At 67.3% G+C, this 14688-nt stretch carries 11 protein-coding genes; 5 read left to right on the top strand and 6 right to left on the bottom strand.

Annotated features, from left to right (window positions below; all coding sequences use genetic code 11):
* Position 1: 1 nt before the first annotated feature.
* Positions 2–856, top strand: coding sequence for an alpha/beta fold hydrolase (locus OXG83_02130; protein MCY3963811.1), 855 nt, complete (start codon positions 2–4; stop codon positions 854–856).
* Here OXG83_02130 and OXG83_02135 read toward each other — a convergent pair.
* Positions 795–3941 (bottom strand): efflux RND transporter permease subunit, encoded by a 3147-nt coding sequence (locus OXG83_02135; GenBank protein MCY3963812.1) that lies wholly within the window; start codon positions 3939–3941, stop codon positions 795–797. The genes OXG83_02130 and OXG83_02135 overlap by 62 nt on opposite strands.
* Positions 3942–3955: 14 nt before the next feature.
* The gene (locus OXG83_02140; protein ID MCY3963813.1) at positions 3956–5113 is read right to left on the bottom strand and encodes an efflux RND transporter periplasmic adaptor subunit; all 1158 of its coding nucleotides are present in this window, start codon (positions 5111–5113) and stop codon (positions 3956–3958) included.
* A gap of 74 nt (positions 5114–5187) precedes the next feature.
* On the opposite strand from OXG83_02140, the gene OXG83_02145 reads away from it, so the two are divergent.
* The 4 genes from OXG83_02145 (at position 5188) to OXG83_02160 (ending at position 9686) form a co-directional block, all read left to right on the top strand.
* Positions 5188–6027 (top strand): VOC family protein, encoded by an 840-nt coding sequence (locus tag OXG83_02145; protein ID MCY3963814.1) that lies wholly within the window; start codon positions 5188–5190, stop codon positions 6025–6027.
* On the top strand, positions 6024–6998 hold the full coding sequence (locus OXG83_02150; protein MCY3963815.1) for a VOC family protein: 975 nt from the start codon (positions 6024–6026) through the stop codon (positions 6996–6998). Before OXG83_02145 ends, OXG83_02150 begins: the two co-directional genes overlap by 4 nt.
* 68 nt (positions 6999–7066) lie before the next feature.
* Positions 7067–8386: a cytochrome c gene (locus OXG83_02155; GenBank protein MCY3963816.1), complete on the top strand. Its 1320-nt coding sequence runs from the start codon at positions 7067–7069 to the stop codon at positions 8384–8386.
* A 100-nt stretch (positions 8387–8486) separates the two neighbouring features.
* A complete protein-coding gene (locus tag OXG83_02160) occupies positions 8487–9686 on the top strand; it encodes a hypothetical protein (GenBank protein MCY3963817.1) in 1200 nt (399 codons plus the stop codon).
* A gap of 47 nt (positions 9687–9733) precedes the next feature.
* Here OXG83_02160 and OXG83_02165 read toward each other — a convergent pair whose 3' ends face one another.
* The 4 genes from OXG83_02165 to OXG83_02180 form a co-directional block, all read right to left on the bottom strand.
* A complete protein-coding gene (locus OXG83_02165) occupies positions 9734–10774 on the bottom strand; it encodes a hypothetical protein (GenBank protein ID MCY3963818.1) in 1041 nt (346 codons plus the stop codon).
* Positions 10762–12117 (bottom strand): GTP-binding protein, encoded by a 1356-nt coding sequence (locus OXG83_02170; GenBank protein ID MCY3963819.1) that lies wholly within the window; start codon positions 12115–12117, stop codon positions 10762–10764. Before OXG83_02170 ends, OXG83_02165 begins: the two co-directional genes overlap by 13 nt.
* Positions 12118–12334: 217 nt before the next feature.
* On the bottom strand, positions 12335–13777 hold the full coding sequence (locus OXG83_02175) for an ABC transporter ATP-binding protein (protein ID MCY3963820.1): 1443 nt from the start codon (positions 13775–13777) through the stop codon (positions 12335–12337).
* Positions 13761–14684 (bottom strand): energy-coupling factor ABC transporter permease, encoded by a 924-nt coding sequence (locus OXG83_02180; GenBank protein MCY3963821.1) that lies wholly within the window; start codon positions 14682–14684, stop codon positions 13761–13763. The genes OXG83_02175 and OXG83_02180 overlap by 17 nt, the downstream gene beginning before the upstream one ends.
* Positions 14685–14688 lie beyond the last annotated feature (4 nt).

A 14688-nucleotide genomic window follows, 5' to 3' on the forward strand; every position in this document is an offset into this window, starting at 1 on the left:
CGTGGACACGGCATCGAAGGGGCGCCGGATCGGCCTGCCCGGCCGTGGAGCGACCTGGGCGTACGACATCGCCGGACCGCCCGGCGCCCCCACGCTGGTTCTGTTGCATGGCCTCGCGGCCACCGCGCTTCTGAATTGGTCGACCAGCTTGGCCGCGCTGGCGCGGGGCTTCCGGGTCATCGCGCTCGATCACCGTGGCCACGGCCGCGGGATCCGGCGGATCGGCGCCTTCAAGCTGGAGGACTGCGCGGACGACGCGGCGGCACTTGCCGATCGGCTGGGCGTGGAGCGGGTGATCCCGGTCGGCTACTCGATGGGCGGCGCGGTGGCGCAGTTGTTCTGGCGCCGGCACCGGGACCGCACCGCCGGTCTCGTTCTCTGTGCGACCAGTTCGCGTTTCGGCGGACCGCGGGCCAAGCGGGCCGCTTCGACACTTGCACCGCTGCTGTCGCTCGCGGCTCGCGTGGCGCCCCAGTCGATGTGGGACAGCATGGGTGAGCGGATGCTCGAGAACGTCCAGGATCCCGGCCGGCGTCTGGCTTTGAAGGAGCAACTCGCCCCGACGGAGCCGGCTTCGGTGATCGAGGCCGCCGCCGCGCTCGCGCGCTTCGACTCCAGCGACTGGCTGGGCGACATCGACGTGCCGGCTTCGGTCGTGCTCACGCTGCGTGACGAGCACATCCCGGCGCAGTACCAGGCGGCGATGGCGGAGGCGATTCCGGGCGCGGAGGTGCACCGGGTCGATGCCGATCACTACGCCTGCGTAGCGAAGCCGCACCTGTTCGTGCCAGCCCTCATTGCGGCCTGTCGCTCCGTGGCGCTGCGCGGCGTGCCAGTGCGGGCCGTGGCGCCCTGACGGCGGCTCTAGCGGCGCGGCTCCAGGCCGTGACCTCCTCGACCGACCGGTCCACGAGGTCGTAGACGACGGGGACGACCAGCAGCGTCAGCAGCGTCGAAGTCGCCATGCCGCCCATGATCAGCACCGCGATCGCGGCGCGGCCCTCGGAACCGGCGGCCTGGGAGAACGCGACCGGCAGCAGGCCGAAGATCAACGAGAAAGCGGTCATCAACACGGGTCGCAATCGGGCCGGGCCCGCTTCGAGAATCGCGTCCCTGCGGCTTTGTCCGTCCTGGCGCAGCTTGTTGATGTAGTCGATCAGGAGGATGCCGTTCTTCATCACCAGGCCCATCAGCACCAACAGGCCGATGCCGCTCATCATGTCGAGCGGTTGGCCGGAGAGTTTGAGCGCCAGGAAAGCACCAATGAAGGAAAGCGGCGCCGACATCATGATCGTGATCGGATGGACGAGCGAGTTGAAGAGCGACGCCAGGACCATGTAGATGGCGACGACGGCGAGCACGAACGCGAACATCAGGGATAGGCCGGTCTCCTGCATGATCACCGTCGTGCCGCTTGGCACGAGGGTGTTCGGAGGAGCGAGACCGATCTGGCGGCTGTACTCCTCGATGCGGGCCGCGAGTTCGGATTGGGCGACGCCCTCCGCGCCGTTCGTGGCGATCGTGATCTCGCGTGAACGGTTCTGCCGCCTGATCTGGACCGCGCCCTCGCCGAGCCGGATGTTGGCGACGTTCGTCATGGGCGTCAGTTGCCCGGAAGCCGTGCGGATCTGAATCAGATCGAGCTTCCCGGGTTCGTCCCGGTACTCCGGCAGCACCTGGACGCGCACGTCGTAACGTTCGCCGTCCTCCTCGAAGGCGCCCAGCTTCTCGCCGGCGAGCAGGGTGCGGATCGTGCGCCCGATGACCGTGGCCGGCACCCCGAGGTCGGCGGCGCGATCGCGGTCGACGTCGATCTCGATCTCGGGCTTGCCGGTCTCCCAGGACGTGCCAACGTCGACGAAGGAAGGGTCGGCTCGCATCTGCGCCACCAGCCGCTCGGAGTACAGCTCCAGGTCGGCGATACGGGGACCGCGGAGGCTGTAGGAAACGGAGCGCGTTCCCGTCTGATCCTCGCTGCCGGCGATCCAGCTGATCGGCGACACGACGATTTCCTCAGCTTCGGGGACCTCCCCGAGCAGCCGGTCACGGACCCGGTCCATGATCGCCGCCTGGCTGAGTTCGCGGTCCCGTTTGTTCGTCAACTGGACGTAGATCGAGGCTCGATGAGGCTCCTGGCGGCTGCCGCCGCCGATCGTGGCGAAGCGGTTGCGTACATCCGGGTCCTGTGCGATCAGTTCCTCCGTGCGCCGCGCGGTCAGGGACGTCACGGCCAGCGGAGTTCCGACCGGCATCTTGAGGTTGACGTTGAACTCGCTCCGGTCTTCGGTGCCGAACAGGTCGAAGGGAAGCGTGAACGCGACGAGGACGCCACCGACCATCGCCCCCACGGCGACGACGAGCGTCAGCGCCCTGTGCCCAAGCGCCCGCCGCAGGATGATCTTGTAGGAATGGTCGAGTGCGTCGAGGCCGCGGCCCAGGGTGCGGCTCACCGGATCGCGTCCCTGAGTCGCCTTGAGCACCCTGCTGCCGAGCATCGGTGTCAGCGTCAACGCGAACAGGCTGGAGACGCAGACGGCGATCGTCATCACCATCCCGAACTCGTAGAAGAACTGGCCAACCGTGCCGCTCAGGAAGGCGATCGGCACGAACACGGCGCACAGGGCGAGCGTGGTCGAGACGACCGCCAGCATGACCTGGCTGGCGCCCTCTTCGGCCGCCTCGCGGCGCTCCTGGCCCCGCTCGATTCGCCGATAGATGACCTCCAGCACGACGATCGCGTCGTCGATCACGACGCCGATCGAAAGAGACAGCGCCATCAGCGTCATCACGTTCAGGGTGAACCCGGCCAGATAGAAGAACGTGAACGAAGCGATGACGGAGGACGGAATGGCAAGCGCCGAAATGAGGGTGGAACGCGGGTTGCGCAGGAACAGCAGCACGACCAGGACCACCAGGGCGCCGCCCCAGATCATGTTGGAGAACACCGAGTAGATGGAGTCCTCGATGAACACCGCCATGTCGCGGGTGATCAGGACCTCCATGCCCGGCGGCAGGTCCTGCCCCAGCGCCTCGACCTCGGCGCGTACCGCTTCGGCGACGACGACCGTGTTCGCTCCGCTTCGTCTGCGCACCTCGAGGGAGACGCCGCGCTGGCCGTTGAAGCGCGCGATGGACCGCTCCTCGGCGAGACCGTCCTCGATCTTCGCCACGTCCCGCAGGTAGACCAGCCGGCCGCCGCGCTCGGCGGCGATCAGGGCGCCGAAGTCCTCGACCCGCTTGACCTTGCCGGACGTGGTGACCGTCCATTCCCGTTCACGCCCTTCGACCCGGCCGCCGGCAGTTTCGGCGTTCTCCAGCAGGAGCGTCGAGCGCACGTCGTCGATCGACAGGCCGTAGCCGGCCAGTCGAACCGGGTCGAGCCAGATCCGGACCTCCCGCCGGCGGGAACCGACGATCTCGATGCTGCCGACGCCCGGCAGTCTCTCGAGCCGGTCCTTGACGGTGGTTTCCGCAAGTTCGGACAGTTCACGGACCGAGACCGGGCCGCCAAGCATGACGGAGAGGATCGGAGTCGCGTCCGGATCGAGCTGGGTGACGACCGGGTCCTCGACATCGAGCGGCAGGTCGGCACGAACCGGCGCGATCTTCTCCCGTACGTGCTGCGCCTTCACGTCGACGTCGTAGTCCGTCTCGAACTCGACGAAGATCTGGGAGATGCCCTCGGACGAGACCGAACTCAGGTCGCGAATCCCCTCGATCGTGTTGATCTGCTCTTCGAGGACATCGGTGACCTCGGTCTCGACCGTCTCCGGGGAAGCCCCTTCGAGCACGGTGGTGACCGTGACGAAGGGGAACTCGACGTCCGGGTTCAGATCGACGTTCAGCCGGTTCAGGGACACGAGGCCGAGAACGACGAGCCCCACGTTCAGCATGAGGGCGAAGACGGGCCGCCGGATCGAGGTGAGCGGCAGGTTCAGCATGACGTCGGCGACGCCTATGGCGTCTCGCCGCCCGCTTCGAGCAGCGGCGGTTCGGTGACCTCGATCGGCGCGCCGTGGGCCAGTCGGTCGATGACCGGTCCGATGATCAGGGCGTCGCCGGCCTCGGCGCCGCGCCTGATCTCAACCCATCGCTGACCGGTGGCGCCGACGGAGACCTCGATCTGCTCGGCTCGGCCGCCCACGGCGCTGAACACGTAGGTGCGTCCGTCGCGGTTGAGCACCGCGGCGCGTTCGACGATCACCGCGCCGTCGCGGGTCCGCGGCCGGATCTCGGCGCGGACGAAGGCGCCCGCCTTGGCCTCCGGTGTCTCCCCGGGCACGGGGGCTCGCACGCGGTAGGTCCGCGTATCCGGGTCGATTCGAGCGTTCACCGCCGCGATCGTGGAGGGGAGGGGTTCGGCCGCGCCCTCGACGATCAGGACTGCCGGGTCGCCCACCTGGACCGGCGCCGCCGCCGCGGCCGGCACGTCGAGTTCCGCCGCGAAACCGTTCAGTTCCTGAATCGTGACGACGACCGAACCGGGGCCGACGATCGCTCCCTCGTGAAGCTGGCGTTCGACCACGTGGGCGTCGTAGGGGCTGATCACCGCGGTCCGCGTCAGGTCCTGCTCGGCGCTCTTCACGGCGGCGAGTTCCTGCTCGACCCGGGCCTTGGCGACCGCGAGCTGGGTCCGTTGCCGGTCGAGCTCCTGGGGTGGGGCCACTTCCTGCTCGGCAAGCCGCTCGACCCGCTCGAGTTCCTGCAGCGCCTGTGCGGCCTCGGCCTGGGCCAGGGCCAGACCGGCGCGCGCCCGCTGAAGGTCGATCCGGAAGGGAACGGGATCGAGTTGCAGGACGACGTCGCCCTCCGTGACCTGGTCGCCTACGTTGTAGTAGACGGCCGACAGTCGCCCCGAGACTTCGGGGCCGAGCTCGGTCAGGCGCGGCGCGACGACGGAACCGGAGGCCGTCACCAGGGCGTCTACCTGGCCGTACCGCACGCGGGTGGTCGGTGCGGTTTCGCTGCGGAACGCCGAAACGGCTCCGGACGCTTCCGTCTGGCCGGCGGCCCGCTTGGCGCCGACGCCGTTGCAGCCGAAACTCGCCAGACACAACAGAAACACGGCGCACGCTGCGAGCGTCGCGCCGGCCCTTCCGTTCGTGGTGTTCATGGCAGTTGTACCCCGTCGGACTGGTACGCTGCCGGTTGCCGCTCCAGGAATCATACAAGCGTCGGAGGACTCACATGCGCCCCGATTCTCCAAGAGTCACTGCTCCCGATCTCGTCGTCTCGCTGGCGGTTCTGGGCCTCGCTTTCGGCGCTACGCCGTCTGTGGTCGCCGAAGAGTTCGACCACGTTCACCTGGTGGCTCCGGACACGATGGCGGCGGCGAAGTGGTACCACGAGCTCTTCGGCGGCAGGCTCGGCAAGAGCGGTCCCTTCGACTCCGTGTTCTACGGCAACGACATCCTGAAGGTGCGGGAAGGCGAACCGACCAGCGGCAGCGGCGCCACCTCGCTCGATCACATCAGTTTCTCCGTCGCGGACGTGGCGGCGACCCTGGAAGAGTGCGAGGCCGCGGGCGGCAAGGTCGTCGGCGCCGCGCGATACGTGGAGGCAGCCGGATTCACCTTCGGTTTCTGCGAAGACCCGTGGGGAACGCGAATCGAAGTGATCGACGACATGGACCACGGCGGCGCCCCGGGTCTCCATCACGTTCACGTCTTCTCGAACGACGCGGTCTCGACGGCGGCCTGGTACGCGAAGCAGTTCGGCGGCGAAGTCGTGGCGTTCAAGGGACTTGCGCCGCTGCACTCGATCCTCTACGACAACGGCGGCGACGAGACCTGGCTGATCGTCAACCAGGTGCCGGGGGAGCGGACCGGCACCGACGGCACGGTGGTCGATCACATCGGTTGGCACACCACGGAGTACGACTCCTGGCTCGAACGGTTGCGTGGCGACGGCGTGAAGTTCGTCGTCGAGCCGATGGTGCTGGACGCCGGGCACCGGATCGCCTACGTCGAGGGCCCCGACGGCACGAAGATCGAGCTGGTGGAGAACCTCGCCGGGGGGGTTCCTTGAGTCGGGGGCCTGGTGGCCTGACCTGGCGGCGGTTCCCGGGCCGGGCGCTCGGCCTGGCCGTGGCGGCGGCCGCGTTCATGGTGGCGCCGCTCGCGGCCCAGGAAGCGACGACCGCAGTCGAGCGGGCGCGCTTTCACCACATTCACCTCAACGTCACCGACGTCGACCGTTCGGTCGACTTCTACCGCGCCACCTTCGGCGCCCTGCCGATCGAGTTTCGCGGGGTCGCGGACGCGGTGTTCACCGAGCGGTCCTTCATCCTGTTCAACGAAGTCGAGGAGCCGCCGGACGGCAGCCAGACTAGCGGCATCTGGCACTTCGGCTGGGGTGGTGTCGACCTGCCCAGCCAGTATCGCTGGCTGGTGTCCCGCGGCGTCGACATTCACACGCCGATCTACCGCCTGGGCCGCGGACATGTCATCTACGTCAACGGTCCGGACCGGGAGATGATCGAGGTGAACACGATGGGCCATCACCGTTTCGCTCACGTCCACCTGTTCGCGGCGGACGTGAACGAGACGGCCGCCTGGTACGAGCGGCACTTCGGGCTGCCGGCGCGGCGGTCCGCCAGGGGCAACCCCCGGCCGGTCGGCGAGGGCGCCGCGTTCGCGACCTGGGAGGAGTTTCACCACGAGCACCGTGCCTGGGCGAACGCGTTTCGCGCCGACAACGTGAACTTCATCGTCTACAACCTGCCGGACTACGAGCCGCTGGCACCGTGGTGGCCCGAGGACGCGGCGCCGCTGCTGGAGACCCAGCCGCAGCGGGGTAGGGCGATCGACCACTTCGCCTTCTCCTACCGCGACATCGAACCGGTGTTCGAACGGCTGCGGACGGCGGGCGTCGAGATCGTCGAACCGATCACCTACCGGCCGGAACTCGACATGCGGAGCTTCTTCGTGATGGGGCCGGACAAGGTCGCGGTGGAGATCGTCGAGGCGAAGCCGATCCCCGAGGGCGTCTGGGACTGAGTGAGCCGCCAGCAAGCTGCTAGAGTCCGCCTGCCACTCGGACAACAGGTTGGAAGCTGGAGGCGCGAATGAGCCGTACGACCGCAGCACTTCTCGTACTTGGGCCGCTTGGAGCGGCTTCCGCAGCGGTGGCGGCCGACAGCGGGGAAGCCGTCACCTTCCACGAGGACGTGCTGGCCATCTTCCAGCAGAACTGTCAGACCTGTCACCGCCCGGGCGGCGACAACGTGGCCGGCATGGTTGCGCCGATGTCGCTGATGACCTACGAGGAAGTGCGGCCGTGGGCGCGGTCGATCGCGCGCCTCGTGCAGAGCCGCGAAATGCCCCCCTGGGACGCGACGGACCACACCGCCGGCGTCTTTCTCAACGAGCGGACCCTGACCCAGCAGGAGATCGACACGGTTGTGGCCTGGGTCCAGGGCGGCGCTCCCAAGGGCGACCCGGGCAGGGGCCCGGCGCCGCGCGAGTGGGAGGACACCGGCGGCTTCCTGATCGGCAAGCCGGACCTGCTCGTGTACATGGAGGAGCCCTACTACGTGGGCGACGACGTGGAGGACGAGCAGCCGAGCTTCTACATCACGTTGACCGAGGAGATGCTCCCGGAGCCCCGCTGGCTCCAGGCGATCGAGTACCAGCCGGACGCGGAGTTCGTCCATCACATCACCGGCCGGGCGCTGATACCTAACGAGGACGGCGAGGTCGACGTGCTGAGCGAAAACACGTTCTCGCTCGGGTCGATTGCCGCCGGCGAGGACCCGACGATCTACCCGCCGGGCTTCGGCAACCTGCTACGGGCCGGCATGGTCGTGCGTCTCAACGTCCACTACCACAAGGAACCCGGTCCGGGCTCCGGCGGCTACGACCGTTCGGCGGTCGCCTTCAGGTTCCACCCGGTCGGCGCCGAGGTCAGGCACAAGGTGACCTGGAACACGATCGGCGCCGGCGCCTTCGAGATCCCGCCGGGTCACGGAAGCTGGCGCGTCGGGTCGTCCAAGGTGTTCGAGAAGGACACGGTGCTGCTGTCGCTCCATCCGCACATGCACTTCCGCGGCCAGAGCATGAAGTACACCGCGCACTACCCCGATGGCGGCACCGAGGTGCTGCTCGACGTGCCGGAGTACGACTACAGTTGGCAGACGAACTACATCTACCGGGAGCCCAAGGTGCTGCCGTCCGGTACTCGGGTCGAGATCGAAGCGATCTACGACAACTCGGAGACCAAGCTCGACGAGTACCCGTTCCTCAACATCGGCCGGGCAGTGGACTGGGGCGCCCAGAGCACCGACGAGATGATGGCGCCCTTCCTGGCCTGGACCTACGTCGAGCCGGAAGATGCGGCCGCGATCCTGGCCGGCGGCGCCGCGGGATCGACGGGCGGCGGCGGGTAGCGACGGCGAGCACACCCGCCTGCCGAGGGCACGGTGGGAGGGGGCCAAGGGACGTTCACGAGACGCGTCTGTGCAGTTCTTGCTGCGACTCTTGACCTGTGTGGCGTTTTGCGAAGCCGCGGCAGCTCAGGATGGCCCGGAGCCGGGAATCCATGAGACGGTCGCCGCGTATCTGGAACAGAACGCCTACGAGGTGACCCTGAGTGCTGAGGGAGGGCTCGAAGGGCCTGCGGCGGAGTGGTTTCGCGCCGAGGCGGCCGGATCCCAGTTCGTGTTCATCGGCGAAGAGCACGATGTCCGGGAGGTCCCGATTCTGGTGGGCGCTCTTTGGCGGGAACTCGTTCCCTTAGGCTACGAGCACGTAGCGATCGAAGCTGGTCCCTGGCTGGGTGAAAGGCTCGACCAGTTCGCAAGATTTGCCGATCAACAGGCCCTTTCTCACTTCCAGAGGGCAACCTGGCCTCGTCTGCCGAACAACAGCGTGCCGCCGATCTCGGAGGAGGACGTTGCCTTCTACGCGGAACTTGGCAGCGTCAGCGGCCCACACCGCAAGTCCGCAGCTCCCTTGATCTGGGGACTGGATGCCGAGTATCGAGCTGCTCCATTGCTGAAGAGGCTGGCGGAGCTGTCGCCGCGGCCCGCCAGGCGACAGGCGGTCCAGTCCCTTCTGGAGCGGGTAGGGGCAGCGGAGAGAAGCGGCGACTACAACACTCGTGCCTTCCGAGATGCCATCGAGCAGGTCGTCCAACAGACTCGAGCCAAGCCGGAGACCGAGCTGCGCTACATACTCGATGCGCTGCGTTGGCGAATCTCCGCGCCCCGGGAACACACGAGCGACAACCTCAAGAAGGAGCTCTTCCTGCGCCAGTACCGAGCTGCGAAGGAAGCAGGCGACTCGAGGCCGCGGGTGATGTTCCGGCTCGGCGCTTACCATGCCGCCCGTGGGCTGATGCACGACTTCGGCACCTCTACACTCGCGAACTTCGTAGCGGAATTGGCGGTCGCCGAGCGAACAGGGATGCTGAACCTCGCGATCGTCAACTGCCAGGATACGTCTCCCGGGGTCTTTCCGAGACCTTGCACCTGGGAGCAACAGAGAGCGCTACGGCCGTTTCGCTCCGCTGCCGTAGCAGACTGGACACTGTTCGACCTTCGAGGGCTGCGCGCACCGCTAAGGCAAGCGCGACTGAACGGACTCCAGTTCTATCCGGATGGGTGGGAGTACTGGGATCTCGTCATGTCGTTTGACGCCGTGATCCTCTTGGACCGTTCCGAGCCAAGCCGGCTTCCGGGCGAGTAGAGCGCGGCGGTGGTCCTGCTGACTCCCCGGGAAGCACGGGCCCTTGTTCATGCTGTCCGCCAAGCCGTGACGCCACCCTGAGCGTCGAGCGCGGCAAGCGCGCGTCCATCTGGTCGCCAGTACACCGCGCCGACAATGTCCGCGACAGGCGCTATTCCCACCGGATCGCCTTGTCCGTTGCGCCCAAGTGACCACACGACGACCGCGCCATCCCGAGCTCCGGAGGCGAGGCGCCTTCCCCCGCGAGCGAAGGCGAGCGTTGTAACGGCCCCAAAATGAAGTTCCAGAACGCCGGGCCGCGTGCCTTCGGGGCCTTTCCCCTGGAAGCTCCAGACCGTGATCGCGTCGCCTCCGCCTGTGGCCAGGAGGGTGCCGGTGTCATTGAAGGCCAGGGCCGACGGTTTGCCGGGATAGCCCGACATCATCGAGTCCTGCTCCGTGGAGCGACGCCAGAAGTGCACCGAGTTGTCCTGACTGCCGCACGCCACAATGTCGCCGTCCGGGCTCAGTACCATCGACACCAGGGAGCCCTTCCACTCCAGCTTCTGGCGAACCGTCCCGGTGGACGCGTCGAAGAACGTCACCCGACCGTAACAGGCGGTCGCCAGTTCGCCCGCGCGGGACCACGCGATCGCGCTGACGGTGCTCGGATGAGTGTTGAATCGCCGGATCTCCGTTCCATCGGCGCTGTACGCGTGAACCTCTCGGGAGCAGGATGCGGCCAGGGACTGGCCGTCCGGCGACCACGCGACATTCTCCACCCAGCCGCTCCCGAGGTCGATCGTCTGGATGATCCGGCCGTCGGCGGCACTCCAGACCAGGACTCGGCCATCCTGGCCGGCCGTTGCGAACGCGGCTCGGTTCGGCTGCATTGCCAGCGCGAGCACCCCGCCTTCATGGACTCCGCGCCGCGCCCAGATGATGGCGCCGGTCCTGCCGTCGAACGCGTAGACGCCACCCGCGGCATCTCCGACCACCAGCGCCTCACCGCGCGGGGTCCACCCACCGGCGATGGCGTAGTCGCCGACCACCGCGGACCAACCCGGGCGAAGGACACCCTTCGGACTGCCGCCATTCAGACCAGGCATGCCTCGAATCCCAGCCGCATCGAGCGCTCGTCGAGGTTGCGGCCGATGAAGATGAGCTGATTGCGGCGGGGCGCGTCCCCCCATGGACGATCCGGCTGTCCGTCGAAGAGCATGTGAACCCCCTGGAAGACGAAGCGACGCGACTCACCTGCGAGGCTGATGAACCCCTTCATGCGAAAGATGTCCACGCCGCGTTCACGGAGCAGTTCGCCAAGCCACGCGTTGAGCCTGCCGGGATCGACATCGCCCTCCGTCTCGATTGCGATCGAGCCGACTTCGTCGTCGTGCTCATGCTGTGCGACCCAGGTTCGCTCGACCTCGGCGGGAACCGCTCCGTTGACGTGTGGGACGCCGTTCGTCAGCTGCAGATCGAATTCCTCCGCGGTGTGCTGGGCGTAGAGGCCGATTCTCACCTGCGTCTCGACCTCCAGGAAGAACGACTTGCGCCCCGGGGAGTCAAGCACGAGGTTCACGTGCTTTCCGACAGCAATCTCGCCCCCCGGACGAATGACGTCCGCGGGTTCGGCGTACCGCCGCACACACCACTCCGCACCTTCACGAAGTGCGGAGTCATCGGTGCCCTGGTCCGGTACGACGACAAGAGACATCGCCGGATCAGGTCCCTCGGCCAGGCTGAGTTCGTAGCGGCCGGTGTCGAGCGAGTAGACGCCGGTCCATTCGAACGGGTACTCCGGCTCGAGGAAGGTGGGACGACGCTCGAGCGCCTGGTCCAGGTCGAAGGCGGCGAGGTTGAGTACCGTCTCGACGGAAACCTCCGCCATTTCGCTACGGATGACTCGTGCCATCCGGTTCATTTCCCGGAGCCGAGCCTCGATCCCGTCGAGCGCGTCGTCGTCGACCAGGTCCGTCTTGTTGAGAACGAGGACATCCGCTAACGCGACCTGTTCCGTGCTCTCGTCGCTTCGGCCGAGCTGCTGCTCGATGTGTGCAGCGTCGACGAGCGTGACGATCCCGTCCAGCTCGAACTCCGCGCGAATCTCGTCGTCCATGAAGAAGGTCTGGGCGACGGGACCGGGATCCGCGAGCCCCGTGGTCTCCACCAGCACGTAGTCGAACTTGTCCCTGCGCTTCATGAGGTTGCCAAGCACGCGAATCAGGTCTCCGCGCACCGTGCAGCAGATGCAGCCGTTCGACATCTCGAAGATCTCCTCGTCAGCGTTGATGACGAGCGCCTGGTCGATGCCGACCTCTCCGAACTCATTTTCGATCACGGCGATGCGTTTGCCGTGTTCCTCCCGCAGGATCCGGTTCAGCAGGGTCGTCTTGCCGGAGCCGAGGAAGCCGGTGAGGATCGTGACAGGGATCTTCTGGGGTGCGTTCATCTAGTCCTCCTGAAGCATCGGTGCGAGCACCGGAATCTCTACGTCGAATCCCCACGCCGTGCAGACCTCGATCAGGTCCTTGGCGTCAACGGAGTCCATGGGTTTGTGCAGCTTGTGCTGAAGCTGTGGCGCATCGGGCCGAAGCAGGCCAATTGCGGTTTCGAGGGGGGCGCAATCTTCTTCGAGACAAGCCAGCTCTGTGACCGTGACCGTCACGTCATCGGAGAGGCTCAGCGCTTCGCGCAATGCCTTCTTGATACGTCGAGCCTGTTCGAGGTTCGGGGAGCGTGGTGATGTCCTGATCAACATAGGCTCTGTTCTCCTTCCAGACGGCGAGACCAGCGCGGATGAGCCACGGCTTCGACAGCCCTTCTGCCGTCGACCCATCGAAGAGCACCCGCCGGTCTCGCAGCAGGATGACGCGCGTTGCCTGGGATGGCAGTGAGTGAAGGCAATGGGTTGCCCAGACGCACGTGGCGCTCGTTCGGCGAACAGCCTCGGCAACTAGCGTCCGCAGCTCAAGCGCCGCGACGGGATCGAGCCCGGCCGTGGGCTCGTCGAGGAGCAGCAGCTCGGGCTCGAGCACGAGGAGACCGGCAAGCGCAACGCGACGCTGCTCCCCGAAGCTGAGCTGATGACACGGACGCTGCAGCAGATGGTCTATGCGCAAGGCCTTCGCCACCTCGCGGGATCGACATCGCGCTTCGCCTGGCGGGACGCCACGGCGAAGCAGGCCCCAGGCAATGTCCTCGGCAACGGTGCTTGCGATGAAGTGGTGTTCCGGGTTCTGGCCGAGAAGGGCCACGCGTCCGTGGAGCCGGTCGCGGAGCGTCGTATCGGGCGACACGCGGTTTCCCAGGCGCGTCATCGTCCCCTGCGCGGGTCCGTCGAGCCCCGCGAGCAGACGCAACAGGCTCGACTTTCCGGCTCCACTTGGTCCAAGCACGAGCAGCCACTCCGCTCCTGCCAGGCGAAGTTCGAGCTGCTGGAGCACGAGGTGCCCACCGCGTTCGACGTTGATGGCGTCGAGGTGGACGCCGTCATGAGCCCGAGCGTCTTCGCTGGAGGCACTACGCAGCAGTGCGTTCTCCTCGGAACGTTCGAGGCGCGTGAAGGCGTGGAGGGCGCCTTCGCCAAGCAGCGGTCCCCAGGCGGCGAGAGGCAAACGCGGTGACCCCAGGCGGACACGGGCCGCGTCACGCCGCTGGACCCACTCACGCTGGGCGAGAACACCGTGCATGAGCGCGTGGTCGAGGCTGGCCACGACGCCCTCGGGAATCCGAAGCCGAAGCAGGAGTTGCCGCAGCGACGCCCAGTCGACCTGGGTGCCCAGCCAGAGGATCCAGATGGCGCCGCACAGGACCCTGGCGCCGGTTTGGACGATGACGTCCGTGGCGGCATCCAGGGCGACCCCACCGAGCAGTGCCAGCGCTACGACGGCCAGGGTCCACGCGAGGGCAGGCTTGATCCTGCGGCGTCCATGGGCATGTGCGAACAGCAGAAGCACCGCGCCGATCCCGGAGCCGGTCAGGGAGAGGGCGGTACTGTGCGCGCCTGCGTTGACGATCAGCACGCCGCCGGTCAGCGCCACACCCAAGGGCGCAACCCATGGGGGTTGGGCACGCTCAAAGAACAGGGAGTGCTCAGCGTGGAAGTGCATCTCGCCGCCTTCCGAGAACTCGTTCCCAGCTGCGCCCCGCGACGAATCCCAGCCCGAAGAGGATGAGGACGGACATCGCGAGCCCGACCTCCCCCTGGCTCAGGTCCACGATGCTCCCTGTGGGCGGTCGCCCCGCTCCCTCCGCGGTCGCACCGAACACGGTCCCGTCGATGCCTTCATAGCTGCACCCCGACAGGCCGAGCAGGAGCAGGAGGCCGACGGAAGCAACGGGCGCTGACAGGGTGCGCGAGCCTCTTCTCAGCGGGTTCGGCAGGAGGTCCGGCCGACGTGTGGCCAGCAGCCGTACGATGCCGACGGAGGCGATCGCTTCAAGAACCGCCAGGGGGATCTGGACCGGGGCCAAGCCGATCAGCACCGCGCCGAAGGTCGTTGTAGGCGCCGCCACATCGGACAACGCCGCGGCGAGCACCACGGCGTCCGCCACGTACACGCTCAGGCCACCGACGCCGCATGCGAGACCGAGGCTGAAAGCCCCGTCGACACCGAGCCGGCGGAGCAAGGCCCAGAGCCCAACGGTCGCCAGAGGCCCCAGCAGTCCGAGCGTGAGGAGGTTGACCCCCAGTGTCGTCAGCCCGCCGTGAGCGAAGAAGACCGCCTGCAGCAAGAGCACGAAGAACGTGGGCCACACGATGCGGGGAACGCCGACGATCAGGGCGAGCACCGGCGTCAGGCAGATGTGGCTGGTTACGCCTGCGACGGGAACCGGTAGCGGCAGCAGAGTGCCGGCGAAGAGCAGGCTCGTGGCGCCCGCCATGATGACCGTGGAGGACGGTTTCTCGCGTCGCGTTCGTTGCTCGTCACGAAGGCTCCAGACCACGGCGGGTGCGGCCAGGGCACTCCAGGCCACAGCATGGCTCAGCGGTAGCACGCCCTCCGCCAAGTGCATCAGC

The sequence above is a fragment of the Acidobacteriota bacterium genome, assembly GCA_026707545.1.
Lineage (GTDB): Bacteria > Acidobacteriota > Thermoanaerobaculia > Multivoradales > Multivoraceae > Multivorans.